The organism is Rhodococcus sp. Z13 (genome assembly GCF_025837095.1).
Taxonomy (GTDB): domain Bacteria; phylum Actinomycetota; class Actinomycetes; order Mycobacteriales; family Mycobacteriaceae; genus Rhodococcus; species Rhodococcus sacchari.
This window is the reverse complement of the sequence record NZ_CP107551.1, coordinates 1,919,523-1,940,235: the sequence shown is the minus strand read 5'-3', so window position 1 is coordinate 1,940,235 and position 20,713 is coordinate 1,919,523. Positions and strand designations below refer to the sequence as shown.

Annotated in this window: 26 protein-coding genes; 10 read left to right on the top strand and 16 right to left on the bottom strand. The window is 70.4% G+C overall.

Going from position 1 to position 20,713, the window contains the following annotated elements:
• Position 1: 1 nt before the first annotated feature.
• Positions 2-958, bottom strand: a complete 957-nt coding sequence (gene miaA, locus OED52_RS08895; RefSeq protein ID WP_264154635.1) for a tRNA (adenosine(37)-N6)-dimethylallyltransferase MiaA — start codon at positions 956-958, stop codon at positions 2-4.
• On the bottom strand, positions 946-1,659 hold the full coding sequence (locus tag OED52_RS08890; RefSeq protein WP_264154634.1) for a class III extradiol ring-cleavage dioxygenase family protein: 714 nt from the start codon (positions 1,657-1,659) through the stop codon (positions 946-948). The genes miaA and OED52_RS08890 overlap by 13 nt, the downstream gene beginning before the upstream one ends.
• Positions 1,660-1,811: 152 nt before the next feature.
• On the opposite strand from OED52_RS08890, the gene OED52_RS08885 reads away from it, so the two are divergent.
• Positions 1,812-3,185, top strand: a complete 1,374-nt coding sequence (locus tag OED52_RS08885) for a DUF349 domain-containing protein (protein WP_264154269.1) — start codon at positions 1,812-1,814, stop codon at positions 3,183-3,185.
• A gap of 89 nt (positions 3,186-3,274) precedes the next feature.
• Here OED52_RS08885 and OED52_RS08880 read toward each other — a convergent pair whose 3' ends face one another.
• Complete coding sequence (locus tag OED52_RS08880) at positions 3,275-3,859, bottom strand: Rv2732c family membrane protein (RefSeq protein ID WP_413247734.1); 585 nt, start codon at positions 3,857-3,859, stop codon at positions 3,275-3,277.
• The gene (miaB, locus tag OED52_RS08875) at positions 3,847-5,376 is read right to left on the bottom strand and encodes a tRNA (N6-isopentenyl adenosine(37)-C2)-methylthiotransferase MiaB (protein WP_264154267.1); all 1,530 of its coding nucleotides are present in this window, start codon (positions 5,374-5,376) and stop codon (positions 3,847-3,849) included. The genes OED52_RS08880 and miaB overlap by 13 nt, the downstream gene beginning before the upstream one ends.
• Before the next feature lie 242 nt (positions 5,377-5,618).
• Here miaB and gluA point away from each other — a divergent pair, with 242 nt between their 5' ends.
• The 4 genes from gluA (at position 5,619) to OED52_RS08855 (ending at position 8,934) form a co-directional block, all read left to right on the top strand.
• A complete protein-coding gene (gene gluA, locus OED52_RS08870) occupies positions 5,619-6,347 on the top strand; it encodes a glutamate ABC transporter ATP-binding protein GluA (RefSeq protein ID WP_264154633.1) in 729 nt (242 codons plus the stop codon).
• 64 nt (positions 6,348-6,411) lie between these two features.
• Positions 6,412-7,242: a glutamate ABC transporter substrate-binding protein gene (locus tag OED52_RS08865; RefSeq protein ID WP_264154266.1), complete on the top strand. Its 831-nt coding sequence runs from the start codon at positions 6,412-6,414 to the stop codon at positions 7,240-7,242.
• Positions 7,243-7,345: 103 nt separating this feature from the next.
• Positions 7,346-8,026 (top strand): amino acid ABC transporter permease, encoded by a 681-nt coding sequence (locus tag OED52_RS08860; RefSeq protein WP_264154265.1) that lies wholly within the window; start codon positions 7,346-7,348, stop codon positions 8,024-8,026.
• Positions 8,023-8,934, top strand: a complete 912-nt coding sequence (locus OED52_RS08855; protein ID WP_264154264.1) for an amino acid ABC transporter permease — start codon at positions 8,023-8,025, stop codon at positions 8,932-8,934. Before OED52_RS08860 ends, OED52_RS08855 begins: the two co-directional genes overlap by 4 nt.
• Positions 8,935-8,938: 4 nt before the next feature.
• Here OED52_RS08855 and recX read toward each other — a convergent pair whose 3' ends face one another.
• From recX to OED52_RS08825, 6 genes are all read right to left on the bottom strand, one after another.
• A complete protein-coding gene (gene recX, locus OED52_RS08850) occupies positions 8,939-9,541 on the bottom strand; it encodes a recombination regulator RecX (RefSeq protein WP_264154263.1) in 603 nt (200 codons plus the stop codon).
• A 108-nt stretch (positions 9,542-9,649) separates the two neighbouring features.
• Positions 9,650-10,693 (bottom strand): recombinase RecA, encoded by a 1,044-nt coding sequence (recA, locus tag OED52_RS08845; RefSeq protein ID WP_264154262.1) that lies wholly within the window; start codon positions 10,691-10,693, stop codon positions 9,650-9,652.
• Between the two features lie 193 nt (positions 10,694-10,886).
• Entirely contained in the window at positions 10,887-11,081 is a 195-nt protein-coding gene (locus tag OED52_RS08840; RefSeq protein ID WP_264154261.1) for a DUF3046 domain-containing protein, read from the bottom strand.
• A 56-nt stretch (positions 11,082-11,137) separates the two neighbouring features.
• A complete protein-coding gene (locus tag OED52_RS08835; protein ID WP_264154260.1) occupies positions 11,138-12,289 on the bottom strand; it encodes a glycosyltransferase in 1,152 nt (383 codons plus the stop codon).
• 120 nt (positions 12,290-12,409) lie between these two features.
• The gene (locus OED52_RS08830) at positions 12,410-13,135 is read right to left on the bottom strand and encodes a PIG-L deacetylase family protein (RefSeq protein ID WP_264154259.1); all 726 of its coding nucleotides are present in this window, start codon (positions 13,133-13,135) and stop codon (positions 12,410-12,412) included.
• Positions 13,136-13,148: 13 nt separating this feature from the next.
• Entirely contained in the window at positions 13,149-13,322 is a 174-nt protein-coding gene (locus OED52_RS08825; protein ID WP_264154258.1) for a hypothetical protein, read from the bottom strand.
• Between the two features lie 242 nt (positions 13,323-13,564).
• Between OED52_RS08825 and OED52_RS08820 the strand changes: the two genes are divergently transcribed.
• Genes OED52_RS08820 through OED52_RS08810 form a run of 3 tightly spaced genes read left to right on the top strand, consistent with a single transcriptional unit; the run spans position 13,565 to position 15,466 of the window.
• Complete coding sequence (locus OED52_RS08820; RefSeq protein WP_264154257.1) at positions 13,565-14,161, top strand: biotin transporter BioY; 597 nt, start codon at positions 13,565-13,567, stop codon at positions 14,159-14,161.
• A gap of 22 nt (positions 14,162-14,183) precedes the next feature.
• The gene (locus tag OED52_RS08815) at positions 14,184-14,864 is read left to right on the top strand and encodes an energy-coupling factor ABC transporter ATP-binding protein (RefSeq protein ID WP_264154256.1); all 681 of its coding nucleotides are present in this window, start codon (positions 14,184-14,186) and stop codon (positions 14,862-14,864) included.
• Positions 14,861-15,466 (top strand): energy-coupling factor transporter transmembrane component T family protein, encoded by a 606-nt coding sequence (locus tag OED52_RS08810; RefSeq protein WP_264154255.1) that lies wholly within the window; start codon positions 14,861-14,863, stop codon positions 15,464-15,466. Before OED52_RS08815 ends, OED52_RS08810 begins: the two co-directional genes overlap by 4 nt.
• A 15-nt stretch (positions 15,467-15,481) precedes the next feature.
• Here the strand turns inward: OED52_RS08810 and pspM are convergent, their stop codons facing one another.
• The 5 genes from pspM to pgsA form a co-directional block, all read right to left on the bottom strand.
• The gene (pspM, locus tag OED52_RS08805; protein ID WP_264154254.1) at positions 15,482-16,291 is read right to left on the bottom strand and encodes a phage shock envelope stress response protein PspM; all 810 of its coding nucleotides are present in this window, start codon (positions 16,289-16,291) and stop codon (positions 15,482-15,484) included.
• A gap of 30 nt (positions 16,292-16,321) precedes the next feature.
• Entirely contained in the window at positions 16,322-17,128 is an 807-nt protein-coding gene (locus OED52_RS08800; RefSeq protein ID WP_264154253.1) for a PspA/IM30 family protein, read from the bottom strand.
• Positions 17,129-17,322: 194 nt separating this feature from the next.
• On the bottom strand, positions 17,323-17,703 hold the full coding sequence (locus OED52_RS08795; RefSeq protein WP_264154252.1) for a helix-turn-helix domain-containing protein: 381 nt from the start codon (positions 17,701-17,703) through the stop codon (positions 17,323-17,325).
• A 100-nt stretch (positions 17,704-17,803) separates the two neighbouring features.
• Positions 17,804-18,016 (bottom strand): CinA family protein, encoded by a 213-nt coding sequence (locus OED52_RS08790; protein WP_264154251.1) that lies wholly within the window; start codon positions 18,014-18,016, stop codon positions 17,804-17,806.
• Positions 18,013-18,729: a CDP-diacylglycerol--glycerol-3-phosphate 3-phosphatidyltransferase gene (gene pgsA, locus OED52_RS08785; protein ID WP_264154250.1), complete on the bottom strand. Its 717-nt coding sequence runs from the start codon at positions 18,727-18,729 to the stop codon at positions 18,013-18,015. The genes OED52_RS08790 and pgsA overlap by 4 nt, the downstream gene beginning before the upstream one ends.
• An 82-nt stretch (positions 18,730-18,811) precedes the next feature.
• Between pgsA and OED52_RS08780 the strand changes: the two genes are divergently transcribed.
• Together OED52_RS08780 and OED52_RS08775 are read left to right on the top strand one after the other, a co-directional pair.
• Entirely contained in the window at positions 18,812-19,300 is a 489-nt protein-coding gene (locus OED52_RS08780; RefSeq protein WP_413247754.1) for an amino-acid N-acetyltransferase, read from the top strand.
• Between the two features lie 68 nt (positions 19,301-19,368).
• Entirely contained in the window at positions 19,369-19,653 is a 285-nt protein-coding gene (locus OED52_RS08775; protein WP_264154248.1) for a YciI family protein, read from the top strand.
• Here the strand turns inward: OED52_RS08775 and OED52_RS08770 are convergent.
• Positions 19,643-20,644, bottom strand: coding sequence for a TerC family protein (locus tag OED52_RS08770; protein ID WP_264154247.1), 1,002 nt, complete (start codon positions 20,642-20,644; stop codon positions 19,643-19,645). The genes OED52_RS08775 and OED52_RS08770 overlap by 11 nt on opposite strands.
• Positions 20,645-20,713 lie beyond the last annotated feature (69 nt).

The following is a 20,713-nucleotide window of genomic DNA, read 5'->3' as shown; positions in this document are numbered from 1 at the left end:
CTTATCGAGGGGGTGCGGTGGACGGCGGGTGCACCTGCCGGACGGCGTCGAGCGCGGCGTCGAGCAGCTTCGGGTCGGCGCCGTCGAGCCAGTGGATGCGCGGGTCGCGCCGGAACCAGGACCGCTGGCGGCGTACGTAGCGGCGGGTACCGATGAAGGTGCGTTCGCGTGCCTCGGCGAGATCGTATTCGCCGTCGAGGAACGCGAGGACCTGCGCGTATCCGATGGCGCGGCGGGCGGTGACGCCGTCCCGCAGCCCCACCTCGACCAGCCGCTGCACCTCGTCGACGAGACCGAGCTCGAACATCAGGTCGGTGCGCCGTGCGATCCGGTCGTCGAGTTCGGCGGTCTCGCGGTCGACGCCGAGGATCACGGTGTCCCAGCGCGGCTCGCCGATGGTCGGCTGCGACGCCGCGAACGGCTTGCCGGTCAGTTCGACGACCTCGAGGGCGCGCACCATGCGGCGGCCGTCGGTGGGCAGGATGGTGGCGGCCGCGGCGGGGTCGGCCTCCTGCAGGGCGCGGTGGATCGCGGCGAGCCCCTCGGATTCGAGCACGGCCTCCCACTTGGCGCGGACCTGCGGATCCGTGGCAGGGAACTGCCACTGGTCGAGCAGCGCCTGCACGTACATCATCGAGCCGCCCACGATGATCGGGCGGTGCCCGCGCGCGAGGATCGCCTCGACGTCCTCGGCCGCGGCCTGCTGGTAGCGCGCCACCGTCGCGGTCTCGGTGACGTCGAGGACGTCGAGCTGGTGGTGCGGGATCCCGCGGCGCTCCTCGGGGGCGAGTTTCGCCGTCCCGATGTCCATGCCGCGGTACTGCTGCATCGCGTCGATGTTGACGACCTCGCCGCCGAGCGCCTCGGCGAGGTCGAGACCGAGATCGGATTTGCCCGTGGCGGTGGGGCCGACGACCGCCACGGGAGTGATCGGTGCGTCCACGCTCACGGCTTCCAGACCCCCGCGTGGTAGCCGACGCCGTAGGGCGCCGCCGAATAGCCGACGGTCACCGAGGTGGGCCGGGACGGGAACGCCCCGGCGAGGACGTGCCAGGCGGCGCGGCCCTCGAGCCGGATCTCGGCGCACAGGGCGGGATCGAGATGCGCGAGTGCGGCCGGGTCACCGGCGGCGAGGGCTGCGGCGAGTGCAGCCTCGACCGCCTCCGAACGCGGGTCGTGGGCGCCGGGGGCCTTCGGTGTGAGGGTCGCCGCACCGTCGGCGACGACGAGCAGTGCTCGGGGCAGGTCGTCGGCGTCGAGGCGGGCGCGCAGCTCGGCGCCCAGGTCGGCACACTTGTCGGCATCGGTGGCCGCGGCGAGGACGTGGGTGTCCACCCGCACCTGCGGGGCGGTGCGATCGCGGAGCCACCCGGCGACCAGCGCCGGAAGCGGCAGCAGCGGGTCGGGGTCGCCGTCCGCGTCGGGTCCCAGGGCGACGGTGACGTCGGCACCGAAGCCGCGGAAGGTGCCGCGGGCGGTCGCCGGCACGGTCCGTTCGGTGTCCTCGACACCCACCACGACCCACTCGGCGGCATCCGACAGTGCACGTCCGACGTCCAGCACGGCGTCTCGGAGGTCGGCCGTCTCGGCGGCCGCGAGGCCACAGAGTTCCGGTACGAGCAGCGGTGGGGAGGGCACGAACGCCGCGGCGGTCAACACATCGGCCACCGTAGTCGACCGGACCGGGCGCCCCGCATCGGCACGACCTGTTTCAATAGGGGGCGGACGTGATCACGGGAGTCCCCATGACCGACCTGCGGTAGTAACGATGCGACCAGGCAGCCGTGCCGCGCGGCAGAGATGAGGTATCGATGAGCGACCCGAATGCACAGGACCGGACTGCAGCGCCGACGCGGACCGACTCGACCCGGCCCGGGCCCGCAGCGCCCGGCCCCCACGCCGGGGAGACGCACCCCAAGCCGCATCCCGTCGCGGCCCAGAGCCATCCGCACACGCCCACGGTGCCGGAGAGCGACCCGAGCCGGTTCGGTCGTGTCGACGAGGACGGCACCGCCTGGGTCTTCACCAGCGAGGGCGAGCGGTGCATCGGGTCCTGGCAGGCCGGTGACGCCGCGGAGGGGCTCGCGCACTTCGGCCGCCGCTACGACGACCTCGCCACGGAGGTCGCGGTCCTCGAGACCCGGCTGGCATCGGGCACGGCCGACGTGAAGAAGACCCGCGCCGCCGCCGAGGCGCTCGCCGAGTCGCTGCCCACCGCCGCCGTCATCGGCGACCTCGACGCGCTCGCGACGCGCCTGCAGGCCATCATCGAGCACTCGGAGCAGGCCGCAGCGCAGGCGAAGATCGAGAAGGAGAAGCGGCGCGCCGAGGCCACCGCCCGCAAGGAGGCCCTGGCCGCCGAGGCCGAGACCATCGCCGCCGAGTCCACCCAGTGGAAGGCCGCCGGCGACCGGCTGCGGGAGATCCTCGAGGAGTGGAAGACCATCCGCGGCGTGGACCGCAAGGTCGACGACGTGCTGTGGCGCCGCTACTCGAAGGCCCGCGAGGCGTTCAACCGCCGGCGCGGCGCCCACTTCGCGGAGCTCGATCGGGAGCGCGCGGCGGCGAAGGCCCGCAAGGAGGACCTCGTCGCCCGCGCCGAGGCGCTGCAGGACTCCACCGACTGGGGTGCCACCGCGGCCGCCTTCCGCGACCTGCTCGCCGAGTGGAAGGCCGCGGGGCGCGCACCGCGCGAGGCCGACGACCAGCTGTGGAAGCGGTTCAAGGCCGCGCAGGACGTCTTCTTCGCCGCCCGCAACGCGGCGAACGCGGAGCGGGAGGCCGAGTTCGAGGAGAACGCCCGACTGAAGGAGGCGCTGCTCGAGTCGGCGGCGTCGATCGATCCGTCGGCCGATCTCGAGGCGGCCCGCACCCAACTGCGGGAACTGCAGGACCGGTGGGAGGCCATCGGCAAGGTGCCGCGCGACCGCATCCACGATCTCGAGGGACGCCTGCGCGCCATCGAGAAGCGGGTGCGCGAGGCCGCGGACTCCCAGTGGCGGCGCACCGACCCCGAGGCACTGGCCCGGGCCGCGCAGTTCCGCGAGCGGGTGCACCAGTTCGAGGAGCAGGCCGCCAAGGCCCGGGCCGCGGGCCGGGCGAAGGAGGCCGAGCAGGCTCTCGCCCAGGCCGCGCAGTGGCGTGAGTGGGCGGAGGCCGCCGAGGGTGCCGTCAGCGAACGCTGACCTGCCGACCGGATTCGACACGGGCCCCTCTCCGCGAGTGCGGAGAGGGGCCCGTGTCGAATCGGAGTCGTGTGAACGGAGCGGGCCGCTCAGTCCTTACGGCGCAGGCGCGGCGTCTCGTCCTTGGCGACCTCTTCGCGCAGCCGGGCCTCGGCCTCGAGCTGGGCGGAGGTACGGGCCCACACCACGCGGCACCAGTGGAAGACGATCACGATGATCGCGAACCAGCCGAGCACCAGACCGATACCCGGGCCGCCGGCCGTGGACTCGGCGGGCAGGGTCTGCCGCGACCAGATCGACAGCATGCCGAAGATGATGGACACCGCGGAACCGGCCAGCGCGATCCACGCGGCGGCCCACTTGCCGGTCACGAGGGCGATGATCGAGCCGAGTCCGCCGAAGACCAGCGCGAACCACACGAACAGCCGCGACGGCAGGGCGATCTCCTCGGCGGCGGCGTCCTGGGAGAAGGTCAGCACCTCCCACCCGTTGGCGGAGCCGGCGTGGGGCAGTGCGAACGAGCCGAGCAGGATCAGGACGGCGACCGCCACCACGAGCGCCCGGACACCCGGGTCGATGACGCCGGCGGCCTTGCGCTCGGCCGCCTCGAGTTCGGCGCGGCGGTGGTCGGAGGTGCCGAACTCGTTCGGCCGGTCGGCGGTCATGCGTTGCATCCTGTCTGTGCGGGCAGCGGTTCCGGGACGCCCACCTTGGGCAGTCCGAGTCCCACCCCGATCGGCGGGGTCTTGGGCAGGCGGCCCTGTTCGAAGTGGTCTCCGGCCCGGGTCCGGCGGTGGGTGAGGATCGGGGTGTCCGCGACGAGGTGGTGCGGCGCGGCGTCGCTGACGACGATGGTGACGATGTCGCCGGGACGCACTGCCCGATCGATCGCGCCCTCGGGCCGGAAGTGCACGAGCCGACCGTCGCGGGCGCGTCCGCTCATGCGGGCGGTCTCGGCGTCCTTGCGGCCCTCCCCCGCGGCGACGAGCAGTTCGACCTCGGTGCCGACGAGTTTGCGGTTCTCCTCGAGGGTGATGCGTTCCTGCAGGTCGATGAGCCGCTGGTAGCGCTCCTGCACCACTTCCTTGGGGATCTGGTCGTCCATCTCGGCGGCCGGGGTGCCGGGCCGCTTCGAGTACTGGAAGGTGAAGGCGCTGGTGAAACGGGCCTTCTCCACGACCTCGAGGGTCTGCTGGAAGTCCTCCTCGGTCTCGCCCGGGAAGCCGACGATGATGTCGGTGGTGATCGCGGCGTGCGGCATCGCGGCGCGGACACGCTCGATGATGCCGAGGAAGCGTTCCTTGCGGTAGGAGCGGCGCATGGCGCGCAGGATGCGGTCGCTGCCGGACTGCAGCGGCATGTGCAGCTGCGGGCACACGTTGGGGGTCTCCGCCATCGCCTCGATGACGTCGTCGGTGAACTCCGCGGGGTGCGGGGAGGTGAACCGCACCCGTTCGAGGCCCTCGATCTGCCCGCACGCGCGCAGCAACGACGCGAAGGCGCCGCGGTCGCGGGGCTGGTCGGGGTCGGCGAAGGACCGGCCGTAGGAGTTGACGTTCTGCCCGAGCAGGGTCACCTCGAGCACGCCCTCGTCGACGAGGGCCTGGACCTCGGCGAGGATGTCGCCGGGTCGCCGGTCGACCTCCTTGCCGCGCAGCGACGGCACGATGCAGAAGGTGCAGGTGTTGTTGCAGCCGACGGAGATGGACACCCAGCCGGCGTAGGCCGATTCGCGCTTGGCGGGCAGCGTCGACGGGAACGCCTCGAGCGCGTCGAGGATCTCGACCTCGGCGCGGCGGTTGTGGCGGGCGCGTTCGAGCAGCGCCGGCAGGTTGCCGATGTTGTGGGTGCCGAAGACGACGTCGACCCAGGGGGCCTTCTTGACGACGGTGTCACGGTCCTTCTGGGCGAGGCAGCCACCGACCGCGATCTGCATGTCCGGATTGGAGTCCTTGACCGGCCGCAGATGGCTCAGGTTGCCGTACAGCTTGTTGTCGGCGTTCTCCCGGACGGCGCACGTGTTGAACACGACCAGATCCGGTGACGCGCCGGGTTCGGCCCTGGTGAATCCGGCCTCCTCCAGCAGCCCCGACAGACGTTCGGAGTCGTGTACGTTCATCTGGCAGCCGTAGGTGCGGACCTCGTAGGTCCGGGCACCGGTACGGGGGGCTTCTTCGTCGATCAGTGACACGTCTCAGGGTATCTCACCTCTGATGGTGTCCCGTCCGCCGCTGCTACCGGGCGGTACCGCCGGTGTGATGCACCCCGTTCGAGGGCCTGCGACCCACCCCACTCGACCGGAACATTCGTGACGAACCTCGCAGTGTTCCGAAAAGCGGAGGTGTGTGCCCCCGACCACATAGGGTCGCAGGTATGACATCTGCGGCAACCGGAACGGCACGTCCGCCCGAGGGCTCGGGCGGTACCACGTCCATGATCTCGATGACCGGGGTGAACAAGCACTTCGGCGCACTGCACGTCCTGCAGGACATCGACCTCGAGATCCCCCGCGGTCAGGTCGTGATCGTCGTCGGACCGTCGGGTTCGGGGAAGTCCACGCTCTGCCGCACCATCAACAGGCTCGAGACCATCGACTCCGGGGAGATCCGGGTGGACGGCACTCCCCTGCCCGCCGAGGGCAGGGCGCTGGCCCGGCTGCGCTCGGACGTCGGGATGGTGTTCCAGTCGTTCAACCTGTTCGCCCACAAGACGATCCTCGAGAACGTCATGCTCGGCCCCGTCAAGGTGCGCAGGATCAAGAAGGACAATGCGCGCGAGACCGCCATGCAGCTGCTCGACCGGGTGGGCATCGCCAACCAGGCCGACAAGTACCCGGCGCAGCTGTCGGGTGGGCAGCAGCAGCGCGTGGCGATCGCGCGGGCCCTGGCGATGAACCCGAAGGTGATGCTCTTCGACGAGCCCACCTCGGCGCTGGACCCCGAGATGGTCCAGGAGGTCCTCGACGTCATGACCTCCCTCGCGAAGGAGGGCATGACGATGGTCGTGGTCACCCACGAGATGGGTTTCGCCCGCAAGGCCGGCGACCGGGTGCTGTTCATGGCCGACGGCCGCATCGTCGAGGACACCGATCCCGACACCTTCTTCACCTCACCGAAGTCCGACCGCGCCAAGGACTTCCTCGGCAAGATCCTCAGCCACTGACACCGGCCGCCCGGCGGGCGGCTCCGCGCGTCGTCAAGGTAGACCGATCCACACGGAGGTAACGATGAAACCGTCCCGCTCCATCCGCCTGGCCCTCGGCGCCGTCGCCGTCGCGGTCGTCGCCACCGCCTGTGGCGGCGACGAGTCCCGCAGCGTGTCGCAGTCCGCCGAAGGGGGGAACCTCACCGTGGGGATCAAGTTCGATCAGCCCGGGCTGGGACTGCGCAATCCCGACGGCACGTTCAGCGGCTTCGACGTCGAGGTCGCCAAGTACGTCGCCGGGCAGCTCGGGGTGGCCGAGGAGAACATCACCTTCAAGGAGGCCCCCTCGGCGCAGCGCGAGACGCTGATCCAGAACGGTGAGGTCGACTACATCGTCGCGACGTACTCGATCACCGACTCCCGCAAGGAGAAGGTCGATTTCGCCGGACCGTACTTCATCGCCGGCCAGTCGCTGCTGGTGCGGGCCGACGACACCGAGATCACCGGTCCCGAGACCCTCGACGGCAAGCGACTGTGCTCGGTGGCCGGTTCCACGCCGGCCCAGAACATCAAGGACACCTACGCCAGCGAGGTGCAGCTCCAGGAGTTCGACACCTACTCGCTGTGCGTGGAGGCCCTGCGCAACGGCGCGGTCGACGCGGTGACCACCGACGACATCATCCTGGCCGGCTACGCGGCGCAGAGTCCCGGCGACTTCAAGGTCGTCGGTGAGCCGTTCACCGAGGAGCGGTACGGCATCGGCCTGGCCAAGGGCGACGACGAGTCCCGCAACGCCATCAACGATGCCATCGAGGAGATGATCGTGTCGGGCGCCTGGGAGGCCGCCCTGCAGGGGACCGTCGGCGAGGCGGGCTACGAGATCCCCGAGCCCCCGACCGTCGACCGGTACTGATCCGGCCCTCCTTCCGGTGCCGTTCCGGCCGGTCCCCGGTTCGTCCGGGGACCGGCCGGTCCGGCCCCATCCTCGCCCTGTCCCCTCGATCCCGGAGTGACCTGTGGATCTGTTGAGCAAGTACGGCAGTCAGCTGCTCGACGCGTTCTGGACCACCATCCAGTTGACCGTCCTGTCGGCGGTCGGCGCGTTGATCCTCGGAACGATCCTGGTGGCGATGCGGGTGTCCCCCATCCCCGTGGCGCGCGCCGTCGGCACCGCCTACGTGACGATCTTCCGCAACACGCCGCTCACGCTGATCATCATCTTCTGCCTGTTCGGGTTGTCCCAGACGCTGGGCATCAAGCTCGCGTCGGAGTCGTCGCCGACCTTCCTCGTCGACAACAACTTCCGGCTCGCGGTGCTCGGCCTGAGCATCTACACCGCGGCGTTCGTGTGCGAGTCGCTGCGCTCCGGCATCAACACCGTCCCCCTCGGCCAGTCGGAGGCGGGCCGCTCGCTCGGGCTCACCTTCAGCCAGAACCTGCGGCTGGTCGTGCTGCCGCAGGCCTTCCGCGCGGTCATCGCGCCGCTCGGATCGGTGCTCATCGCCCTGACCAAGAACTCGACGATCGCCTCGGTCATCGGTGTCTCCGAGGCGTCGCTGCTGATGAAGACGATGATCGAGAACGAGGCGGCCATCTTCCTCGTCGGTGGCATCTTCGCGCTCGGCTTCGTCATCCTCACCCTCCCGACCGGCCTGGTGTTCGGCTGGCTCAGCAAACGATTCGAGGTCTCCCGATGAGTGCCCACGGAACCGTCCTGTACGACGCGCCCGGCCCCAAGGCGCGGGCGACCTACCGGATCCTGTCGGTGGTCGTGGTCACCGTCCTGCTGCTCGCCGGGTGGTTCGTCTACCGGGCCCTCGACACCAACGGGCAGCTGACCGCGGCCAAGTGGGAGCCCTTCCTCGAATCCACCAGCTGGACGACCTATCTGCTGCCCGGTATCCGGGGCACGATCGTCGCGGCGGTCGCGTCGATCGTGCTCGCCCTGGTGCTGGGTGCGGCGCTGGGTATCGCGCGCCTGTCCGATCACCGGTGGGTTCGGGTGCTCGCCGGGGCGATCGTGGAGCTGTTCCGCGCGGTTCCGGTGCTGATCCTGATGATCTTCGCCTACCAGGTGTTCGCCGAGTACCGGGTGTTCAAGTCCGGTTATCTGGCGCTGGCGGCGGTCATCACCGGCCTGACCTTGTACAACGGGTCGGTCATCGCCGAGATCGTGCGGGCGGGCATCAAGTCGCTGCCCCGCGGCCAGAGCGAAGCCGCCTACGCCGTGGGCATGCGCAAGAACCAGGTGATGCGCCTGATCCTGCTGCCGCAGGCCGTGACGGTGATGCTGCCGGCGATCGTGTCGCAGATGGTGATCGCGCTGAAGGACTCCGCGCTGGGCTATCTGATCGGCTACGTCGAGGTGGTGCGCTCGGGTCAGCAACTCGGCGCGTTCTTCCAGAACTATCTGCCGGCGCTGCTGGTGGTCGCGGCGATCATGATCGCGCTCAACAGCGCTCTCACCCGGTTCGCGATGTGGCTCGAGAAGCGTCTGCGGTCGGGTCGCAGCAAGCGGGGTGTGATCCCGGCGGAGGACCCGGAGGACCTGCCGGCGATCTCCGTGCCCGGCCTCGACATGACCGGCGACGACCGGAAGCGGTAGCAGCTCAATCCGTCGGCAGCTCGCGAGCATCGGTGCCGAAGGCGGCGAGCTCCTCGCGGACCACGTCGAACGCCATGCCCTGCGGGTAGCCGCGGCGGGCGAGCATGCCGACCAGCCGTCGCACCAGCTTGTCGCGTTCGGCGGCGATCTCGCGACGGTCGCCCTCGGTGGGCAGCGGCGGCTGGGTGCGCAGCTTCTTGCGGACGAGGTCGACGGCGCGGGCCCGTTCGTCCTCGCTGTCGATCTCGTCGAGCGCGGCGGCCGCGTCGGCGGCGTCGATGCCCTTGCGTCGCAGTTCGAGCGCGATGGCGCGTTTGCCCTTGCCGGCGTGCAGGTGCCGCGACCGCGCCCACTGCTGCGCGAAGTCGGCGTCGTCGATCAGACCCACCTCGACGAGCCGGTCGAGGGCGCGGTCGGCGACGTCGGCGGCGAATCCCTTCTGCGCCAGCTTCGCCGCGAGTTCGGCGCGGCTGCGGGCCCGGTCGGTGAGCAGCCGCAGGCACACCTCCTTCGCCTGCGCCTCGGTGCCACCGCCCGGTAGTTCCTGCTCGGTGTGGCCAGTGCGGCGGCGCGAGCGTCGGTCGGGGCGTGCGGCAGGATCGTCCATGGCCCGCACAGTAACCGGAGGCACCGACACACCCCTCCGGGACGGGAAGGACCGCGGAGACGACGACGGAGGCGCGGGCAGATGCCCACGCCTCCGTTCTGTCGGTGACTAGAAGTCGGCCGGCTCCTCGGCGTCCTCGCCGTCGGTCAGCGTGGCACCGATGCCCAGCTTCTCCTTGATCTTCTTCTCGATCTCGTCGCGGATGTCGACGTTCTCGAGCAGGAACTTGCGGGCGTTCTCCTTGCCCTGACCCAGCTGGTCGCCCTCGTAGGTGTACCAGGAGCCCGACTTGCGGATGATGCCCTGGTCGACACCCATGTCGATGAGCGAGCCCTCCTTCGAGATGCCCTGGCCGTACAGGATGTCGAACTCGGCCTGCTTGAACGGCGGGGACACCTTGTTCTTGACGACCTTCACGCGGGTGCGGTTGCCGACCGCGTCGCCGCCGTCCTTGAGGGTCTCGATGCGGCGCACGTCCAGACGCACGGAGGCGTAGAACTTCAGTGCCTTACCGCCCGTGGTGGTCTCGGGCGAGCCGAACATCACGCCGATCTTCTCGCGCAGCTGGTTGATGAAGATCGCGGTGGTGCCGGAGTTGTTGAGAGCACCGGTCATCTTGCGCAGCGCCTGGCTCATCAGGCGGGCCTGCAGACCGACGTGGCTGTCGCCCATCTCGCCCTCGATCTCGGCGCGGGGCACGAGTGCGGCCACGGAGTCGATGACGATGATGTCGAGAGCACCCGAGCGGATGAGCATGTCGGCGATCTCGAGTGCCTGCTCACCGGTGTCGGGCTGGGAGACGAGCAGGGCGTCGGTGTCGACACCGAGCTTGCGGGCGTACTCCGGGTCGAGGGCGTGCTCGGCGTCGATGAACGCCGCGATGCCGCCGGCTGCCTGGGCGTTGGCGACGGCGTGCAAGGCCACCGTCGTCTTACCCGAGGACTCCGGCCCGTAGATCTCGATGATGCGGCCCCGCGGGAGGCCGCCGATGCCGAGCGCGACGTCGAGCGCGATCGACCCGGTGGGAATGACCGCGATGGGCGGGCGTACGTCCTCTCCCAGGCGCATCACCGAGCCCTTGCCGAAGCTCTTGTCGATCTGTGCGAGGGCGAGCTCGAGCGCCTTTTCGCGGTCGTGTGCCTGTGCTGCCATCTTGGTCCCCTTAATCGAATCTCGTCCTTGTTGTCGACGACGTTAGAACCCGGCACCGACAAGTTCGCCGCGGTGACCCCCCGGAACGCCGTATCTGTGGATGGGATCACCGGCTGTGGACAACCGTCCCGACACCCACCAGCATAACCGAACACGCGTTCGAACATCCGCGGTCGGCGCGTGTCCGTCCCGGTCACCGCCGGGCCGGCGGCACGTCGAACTCCTCGCAGAGCGCCCGCCACACCTCGCGGGGCTCTCGACCTGCCTCGATCGCTTCGGCCGCGGTCCGTCCTCCGAGGGAGAGCAGCACGTGGTCGCGCAGAAGCGCGTCGCCGTGCATCTGCCCGAACTCGTCGCGAACCGTCTCGTAGAACTCCGTCAACCGCACCCCGCCCACGGTAGTCGCCCGGAAACAGCCGGCACAGCGGGGACGTTCCCGGGGAATCAGATCCGGTGCAGGACCGACTCGCACACCGCGACCGGATCCTCGACCCGGCCGGCGCTCCCGGCGGCCGCGCGGGCCGCGGCGGCGTACGACGGGGTCGACAGCACCGTCCGGACCGCGTCCCGCACCGCGGTGGCATCGAGGGGCCGCACGATCACCGCGCTGCCCTGCCGCGCCGCGCGGTTCGCCAGCTCCCACTGGTCGCCGCCACCGGGCACGATCACGGCGGGCACCCCGGCGCTCAGCGCCTTCGCGAGCATTCCGTGCCCTCCCCCGCAGACCACCACATCGGCCTGCCGGAGCAGGACGTCCTGCCGGCCCCGACCGGCCACGGCCCAATCCGGCAGGTCGTGGGATGCCGGGTCCAGCACGGTCGCCGCGACCCGCATCCCCGCCCCCGCGAGTCCCTCGCAGACGGTCTCGACCATGCCCGCGACACCGGTCGTCGCGGTGGACGGCGCGACCATCACCACAGGCCCGTCCCCGGCCGGGGGTTCGAGCACGAGATCGGTGGGTTCCCACAACAGCGGGCCCACGACGTGCGCCGTCGCGGGCCAGTCCGGGCGGGGTACCTCGAGCGCCGGCAGGGTCGCGACGAGCCGCGCCGCCGGACCCGGATCCTCGGCGGGCAGGCCGATTCCGACGCGGGCAGCCGCGCGTTCGCGTTCTCCTTGCCGCACCGACCGTGCGGACATGGCGCGCAGCAGGGCATCGCGCAGGCGTCCGTGCACGCCGGTGCCCGGGGCGAGTCCGCTGCCGATCGGCGGGAGTCCACGCGAGGGCAGGTAGAGCGGGTGCGGCGACAGTTCCACCCAGGGGATCCCCAGCCGTTCGGCGGCCATGCCGCCCCCGGCGGTGATCACGTCCGAGACGACGAGGTCGGGCAGCAGTGCGCTGAGGTCGGGGAGCATCTCGCTCGCGATGTGCGCGGCGCGCGCGTGGATCTTCGCGCCGGCGTCGGTGTCGTCGTCGCCGAGGCGCGGTGCGAGCCCTTTCAGTTCCGCGACGGTCACCCCGGGCAGGTCCACCCCGAGCCACCGGTCGCCGGTGAACACGACCGGATCGTGTCCGGCGTCCGCGAGGCGCCGAGCCAACGCGATCGCAGGAATCGCATGTCCGGCATCCGGTCCGGCCACCAACGCCACTCGCACGCGCTCAGAGTGCCACACCCGTGCCGGGCCCCGACTGCGCCGTCCCGACCTGCACCACCATCCCGACCTGCACCACCATCCCGACCTGCACCACCGTCCCGGCCGCGCCGAGCTGGGGGCCTATCCCGCGAAGGTGTACAGCTGGAAGCCCACCGCACGCGCCGCGGGGAATCCCGGCAGCGGCGCGGAGGACATCTCGACCTGGTCGCGGGCCTGCTGCTCGGCACTGCGGTCGGTCGTCAGCGTCTCGAGATAGCGGCGGTGTGCGGCGAGCGAGGTCACGGCGACCTCGACGGTGTCGGTGACGTCCACCGCGTGCGTCTGCTCGGCGGTGGTGTTCACCGCGACCCACCGCACCCCCGCCCACGGTTCGAGTCCCTGCTCGGTGAGTTCGGGGAAGATCCATTCGTTGGCGGCGTCGGCGACGGCGTCGAGGACGCTGAGCCCGAGCGCGCGGTGATCGGCGCTGTTGAGGATCCCGGGGAACCAGGTGAGCCCGAAATGGCCGGTGACCACCATCTCGGGGCGGTACCGCCGGATGCTCGCCGCGAGGTCGCGGCGCAGGTCCGGTCCGGCGACGAGCTGTCCGTCGCGGTGACCGAGGAAGTCGACGGAGTCGACCCCGACGATGCGCGCGGACTCGCGTTCCTCGGCTTCCCGGAGGGGCCCGCACTCCGCCGGGGGCAGTCCGGCGATGCCGGCTTCGCCGCTCGTGGCGAGGACGTACCGGACCTGCTTCCCCTGACCGGTCCAGCGAGCCACCGCGGCGGCGGCGCCGTACTCGATGTCGTCGGGATGCGCAGCGATCACCAGGCCGCGCTCCCAGTCCTCCGGTACCGCCTCCACAGCCACCTCGTCTCTAGAGTCTGGTCAGGTCCTGCTTGTCACTTCCCGATACTGCCTTGTACAGCAGGTATCCGCCGAAGATCACCGCGCCGAGCACGAGGAAACCGAAGAGATTGTCGAGCAGGGCGCCGAGGACCGCGAAGCCGATCCAGACCAGGGCGACGACTCCTACGATCTTCCAGAACATGGGAACTCCCACCGTCGATGCCGGCCGTGGTGCCGGACTCCGTCTTGCCTACGCCTTCGATGCTGGCACGTGCCGAGGAGAAAAACAGCAGGTCAGCAAGGAAATCAGGGAAAGATCAGGGGACTCCCCCATGCGCACCCCGGTGTGGCCCGGATCCTGCCGGGCGCGGGGTGGTGACCCGCAGCACGGCCCGGCCGCTTAAGCTCTACGAGTTCACCGTCCATGCGAAAAGGCTGATAATCGTGTCCTCGACCCGCCGTATCCCCGCGCGCGACCTCGCGCAGATCGCCGTGTTCGCCGCCCTGATCATCGCCCTCGGCCTGCCGGGACAGATCAGCATCGGCTCCTCGGGTGTCCCCATCACGCTCCAGACGCTCGGGGTGATGCTCGCCGGCGCCCTGCTCGGCGCCCGCAAGGGCACCCTGGCGGTGCTCACCGTGATCGTCCTCGGCCTGGCGCTGCCCGTGCTGGCCGGCGGCCGCACGACCCTCACCTCGCTGGCGGGCCCGACGGTGGGCTTTCTCATCGGCTGGATCCCCGCGGTCGCGGTGATCGGGTGGCTGAGCACGAAGATGCTGCCCCGCTACCGGACCCTGCCGGGTGTGGCCGTCAACGTCCTCGGCGGGATCGTGGTGCTCTACGCCTTCGGCATCGCCGGCATGGTGCTGCGCACCGACCTGACGGTGTGGGCCGCCGCGGCCGCCAATGTCACCTTCCTGCCCGGCGACCTGCTCAAGGCCGTCGTCGCCGCGGCGGTCGCCGCGCAGGTGCACCGCGCCTATCCCGCCCTCGCGGCGCCGCGGATCTCGCAGCGCACCGCGGCGGACCCTGCGCACTGAGCAGCCCCGAACCTCCCCCGCGATGAGCGAGATCCGTTTCCGGCAGGTCCGGCACGCCTACGGTGACCGGGCCGTCCTCGATGGTATCGACGTCACGCTCACCGAACGGCGCATCGGGATCGTCGGCGCCAACGGCAGCGGCAAGTCGACGATGGCGCGGATGATCAACGGTCTGCTCGTACCGTCGTCGGGCTCGGTCACCGTGGACGGCCTCGACACCGCCCGCAAGGGCCGGGAGGTGCGCAGACGGGTCGGGTTCGTGTTCACCGACCCGGAGCACCAGATCGTCATGCCCACGGTCGCCGAGGACGTGGCGTTCTCGCTGCGCCGCAGCGGCCTGGGCAAGGAGGAACGCGAGGAGCGGGTGCGTCGGGTGCTCGCGGACTTCGGTCTCGACGGTCACCACGACCATCCGAGCCATCTGCTCTCGGGCGGCCAGAAGCAGCTGCTCGCGCTCGCCGCGATCATGGTCACCGACCCCGCGGTGCTGGTCGCCGACGAGCCCACGACGCTGCTGGACCTGCGCAACACCAAGCTCATCGCCCGGACCTTCGCGGCGCTGCCGCAGCAGGTGATCGCGGTGACCCACAATCTCGATCTGCTCGCCGACTTCGACCGGGTGCTGGTAGTGGATGCGGGGCGTATCGTCGCCGACGACGAGCCCGCTCCGGCGCTCGCGTTCTACCGGGACCTCATCGGGTGAACACCTTCGGCCTCTACCATCCCGGCAGCTCGGTGCTGCACCGGGCGCCGGCGGGCGCGAAGCTGCTCGCGGTCGCCGTGGTCGTCCTGGTGCTCACGTTGTGGATCCGCCAGCCCTGGCAGGTGCTGCCGGCGCTGGGCCTGGCGGTTCTCGCCTATCTCGTGGCCCGGATCCCGCCCCGCGCGGCCGTCGTGCAGCTGCGGCCGGTGATGTGGATGCTGGTGATCATCGCGGCCTTCCAGACGCTGCTGGCCGGTTGGGAGCGGGCGGTGGTGATCTGCGGGTCGCTGCTGGTGGCGGTCGCGCTGGCCGCGCTGGTGACCCTGACGACCCGGACGACGGACATGCTCGACGCGATCGTGCGCGCGGCCGGGCCGCTGCGGCGGGTCGGGGTCGATCCCGACCGGGTGGGGCTGGTGCTCGTGATGACCGTGCGGGCGATTCCGCTGCTCGGCACGGTGGTGATTCGGGTGACCGAGGCCCGTAAGGCACGCGGGCTCGGGTTCTCGTTGCGGGCCCTGGTGGTGCCGGTGGTGATCGGGGCACTGCGGACCGCCGAGGCGATGGGTGAGGCGCTCGCGGCCCGCGGGGTCGACGACTAGCCGCGCCGGGGCTCCTCAGTTGCGGTAACGCTGCTGGATCTGCGCGACTTCGCGCCAGGACTGAGCCCAGCTCTCGAGCTTGTCGGAGGTCGCGATGAGTTCGGCCCGCTGTTGTTCGAGCACTGTGAGGGAGCGATTGCCCTCCGCGGTCGCGGCGAGGCGTGCAGCGGCCGCGACGAGTTCCTCGAACTGGTCGACGCCCGCATCGAGACGCTGTCCGGCCGCGGTGATCGCCGACGCCAGATGGGCCTTCGCGGCGGCACTGCCGCGGGCAGCGGATTCGAGAGCCACGACGTCCTCGGCCACAGCCTCGAGCGCGGACGACGCGGCGCGGGCCGCCTCGTCGATCTCGGCGAGGTCGTCGGGAACGACGGAGTTGGAGCGGACGAGCACCCCGAGCAGGCGCGACAGGCTGTCCTCGCTCGCCGCGAGCCGTTCCATGGGGGCGCGGGCGACGGAACCGACAGCCGGGCGCGACCGCCGTTTCGGCGGGGCGGGCGGCAGGGACACGGCGGACAGGCGACGGAACCGGCGGTAGGCCATGACCGCGGGGACGGCGAACACCGCGGTCGCTCCCCCGGTGGCGACGACGGTCCACTCCGGGGCGGACGCCGCGACGAGGGTCGCGGTGCCGACGCCCCAGGTGCCCGAGGCGGTTCCGAGGAAGGTCGCGCGGCGGCGGGCGCGGCGGGTCTTGCGGCGCAGCCGGGCCGCGGGATCGCGCCAGCGGCGGGCCGCCTCCACGGCGGAGGCGGTCACGTCCCGGAAGGCGGCAACGGCCGGACCGGGGAGGTTCCCGGTCCGGCCGTCTCCGGAGGTGTTCATGGCGAGGTCACGTTCCCGACTGCGGACCGGTCACCGGCCGGTGGAACCGGCGGCGTTCGGCGGCTCCTTGCGGGTGTCGACCGCGGGATTGGCGGGCGTACCCGGCAGGGCCTCGCCCTTCATGGAGGCGCGGATCTGCTCGAGGCGGTTGTGGCCGGCCATCTGGACGGTGGCCTGCTGGACCTCGAGCATGCGGCCCTGCACCGAGTTCTGGGCGAGCTCGGCCGAACCGAGGGCATCGGCGTAGCGACGCTCGATCTTCTCGCGGACCGCGTCGAGGCTCGGGGTGGTGCCGGGGGCCGAGAGGGTGGAGTCCATCGAGCGCAGCGACTCGCTGACCCGCTCCTGCATCTTGGCCTGCTCGAGCTGGCTGAGCAGCTTGGTCCGCTCGGCGACCTTCTGCTGCAGGGCCATGGCGTTCTGCTCGACGGCCTTCTTGGCCTGGGCGGCGGCCTGCAGGGACTGGTCGTGCAGCACCTTGAGGTCCTCGACGGCCTGTTCGGCGGTCACGAGCTGCGCGGCGAAGGCCTCCGCGGCGTTCGTGTACTGGATCGCCTTCTCGGTGTCGCCCGCGGCCGCGGCCTGGTCGGCCATCATGACCGCCTGGCGCGCACTCGCGTTGAGCTTCTCGACCTCGTCGAGCTGCCGATTGAGCTTCATCTCGAGCTGCCGCTGGTTGCCGATGACGGAGGCCGCCTGCTGCGAGAGAGCCTGATGCTGGCGCTGCGCATCCTCGATCGCCTGCTGAATCTGGACCTTCGGATCGGCCTTCTCATCGATCTTGGAGTTGAAAAGCGCCATCAGGTACTTCCAACCCTTGACGAACGGATTAGCCATGGGTGTGATCCTGCCTCCATCTGGTACGCCGCGCCGAACGCGACCCGGTGCGCGGCCCTCGCGCACCGGTTCCTGATCGCCGGTCCGCTGGACACCCCGACGATCTCACCTGCCCCGTCCGGGCCGCCATCGGCGACCCGTCCGATATCGCCTCCGTCCGCGTCCGGCGAGGCCGGCACGGTCCGAGGTCCATGTTAGGCGGCTGCCAGCGCCTGCGCGGCAGGTGCCGGAATCACCATCCGGGGCTCCTGCGCGATGAGTCCGGACTCGACGGCGGCACCGTCGTCCGCGGCAGCAGCGGCGTCGGCGGCGGTGTCCTCCACGGCCGCACCGCGACCGGGGCTCTCCGCCAGCAGACCGCTCACGTCGAACAGCACATCGGAGAGCGGGACGTCCAGTGCGTCGCAGATCGCCGCGAGCAGTTCGCTCGAGGCTTCCTTTCTGCCGCGCTCGATCTCGGAGAGATAACCGAGGCTGACCCGGGCGCTGCTGGAAACTTCGCGCAGGGTGCGGCTCTGCGAAACACGGGTGCGCCGAAGGCTGTCACCGAGTGCCTCACGCAACAACAGCGCCATCCCATCCTCCTTCGTCCGTCGTGCCGACACCTCGTCAACGCGCGACGACGTCACGAGGTTCCCGCAGATCGATGGACGTCGATACTGCGGTTCCCAGACATTACAACGCCGAGAGCCGTTGCAGGCGCCCGAGTAGCCCCGACACCGCCGTGTCGACCGCCCTGAGCCGGATCGCCCACCGGTCACCGTCCAAGAGGGGACGCGTCACCTCGATTCCGTCGGGACCGCTGATCGCGAGGAAGACGCGGTTCAGGGCGGCGACGAGTTCCGGGGCGCGGGTGGACACGACCAGCGGGTCTCCCGGACACGTCACGGGGTGTCCTCCACCACGCTCCCGTCGGTCCGTCCCTCCGCGGCGCCGCCCGCGCCGCCGTCGGCGTGCTGGTTCTCGGTGCGCCGCACCCCGGTCCGCAGCCGGGCGGCCTGCACCACGTAGTCGAGGCCCGTCACCACGGTGAGGAACACCGCCAGCGCCATCAGCGCGATCGCGACCGGGGTCGCGGCCTCGGGCAGCGGCAGCAGGTACATGCCGATCGCGAGGGTCTGGGCGAGGGTCTTGGCCTTGCCGCCGCGGCTGGCGGGGATGACGGCGTGGCGCAGCACCGCGAACCGCAGGGCGGTGATGCCCAGCTCGCGGGCCGCGATGATGCCGGTGACCCACCAGGACAGGTCGCCGAGCAGTGACAGGCCTACCAGGGCGGCACCCATGAGCGCCTTGTCGGCGATGGGGTCGGCGAGTTTGCCGAAGTCGGTGACGAGACCGTGCTTGCGGGCGAGCTGGCCGTCGATGCGGTCGGTGATCGCGGCGACCGCGAACACCCCGGTGGCGGCGAGGCGCCAGCCGGTGTCGTGGCCGCCCCCCACGAAGAGGAACACCAGGAAGACCGGCACCAGCACGATGCGCAGGACCGTGAGAACGTTGGCAATGTTCCACAGGGGCACCGGCTCGTGCGGCATCCCGGCCTGCGGTCCGGGTGCGGCGCCGCTCCCGCCCGAAGCGGTGACGTGCTGGCGGGGCGTGCTCATGTGCCCCACAATATCGGTTACCTCACGCGCTACTGTTCACCGCATGACGACACAGGTGACGGACAACGACTCGGCCGATCGAATGGTCGTGCGGCGCGCCCGAACCTCCGACGTGCCCGAGATCAAGCGGCTCATCGACATCTACGCGGGCAAGATCCTGCTCGAGAAGAACCTCGTGACGCTGTACGAGTCCGTCCAGGAGTTCTGGGTGGCCGAACTCGGCGGGCGCGTGGTGGGGTGCGGTGCCCTCCACGTGCTGTGGGCGGATCTCGGGGAGGTGCGCACGGTGGCCGTCGATCCCACCGTGAAAGGCCGCGGTGCCGGTCACCTGATCGTGTCCCGCCTGATCGAGGTCGCCCGCGATCTCGAACTGGAACGGCTGTTCGTGCTCACCTTCGAGGTCGACTTCTTCGCGCGCCACGGGTTCACCGAGATCCAGGGGACTCCGGTGACGGCCGAGGTCTACGCCGAGATGTGCCGGTCGTACGATACCGGCGTCGCCGAATTCCTGGATCTGAGCTATGTGAAACCCAACACGCTCGGCAACACCCGGATGCTGCTCACCCTCTGAGCCGGCGCCGTCCCCGATCTCGCAGGCGTGGCCCTCGTGGCGGCGCCGATCACGGAAATGAGGAAGACATGGCCCTGTTCGCAGTCGAGTACACCTACTCGGAGTCGACCGTCACCGGCCGCGACGAGCACCGCCCGGAGCACCGGGCCTGGCTCTCCGGTCTCGTCGACCAGGGCACCGTGCGGGCGACCGGCCCGTGGACGGACGGTTCGGGCGCGCTGATCCTCGTCGAGGCGGACGACGAGGCCGCGGCCCACGAAGTGATGGCCCAGGACCCCTTCGCGAAGCGCGGCCTCATCGACGCCGTGCGCATCACCGGGTGGAACCCGGTGATGGGCGTGTTCAACGCCTGACCGGCTCCTCCGCCCGTTCACGACGGTCCGCGCCGCGCGTCTTCAGCAGGCTCGCGACCGTCGTGACGGTCAGGACCCCGACGATCACGATCAGCGACACGGCGGTGGAGATCTCCGGAACGGCGACGTGCTCGCCGCCGTTGATCCAGCCGAGGGTGTTCTCGTGCAGGGCGTGCAGCACCAGCTTCACGCCGATGAACGCCAGGATGATCGACAGGCCGTAGGACAGGTAGACGAGGCGCTCGAGCAGCCCGCCGATGAGGAAGAACAGCTGGCGCAGACCCATGAGGGCGAACGCGTTGGCGGTGAACACCAGGTACGGCTCGGAGGTCAGGCCGTAGATCGCGGGGATCGAGTCGAGCGCGAAGAGGATGTCGGTGAACCCGATGGTGACCAGCGCGAGCAGCATCGGGGTGACCATCCGCCGGCCGTTGCGGCGCGTGACGAGCCGGTCGCCGTCGTACTCGTCGTGCACGGGCAGGATCTTTCGCGCCACCACGACCAGCTTGTTCTCGGAGATCTCCTTCGGGTCCTCGTCGTGGTCGCGGATCAGTTTGATCGCGGTGTACACGAGGAAGAAGCCGAAAAGGTAGAACACCCAGCTGTAGGCGTTGATCGCGGCCGCACCGACGGCGATGAACGCGCCGCGCATCGCCAGGGCCAGCACGATGCCGATGGTGAGCACCTTCTGCTGGTACTCCCGGGGCACGGAGAAGGTGGCCATGATGATGACGAAGACGAACAGGTTGTCGACCGACAGCGCCTTCTCGGTGATGTAGCCGGCGAAGTACTCGCCGCCGTAGGTCGGTCCCCACAACAAGAACACGATCCCGCCGAACAGGACCGCGATCGCGATGAAGACCGCCGACCAGAAACCGGACTCGCGCAGCGTGGGTGCGTGCGGTTTGCGGACGTGGGCGAAGAAGTCGAAGACGAACAGACCGATGATGACGGCGATCGTGACGAGCCAGGTCGTCAGGGTGACGTGCATGGGCGTCGGAACCTTCCGGTAGGTATGCGTACCTGCCGGAGGTCTCTCCCGCCCGGTCTACGACCGGAC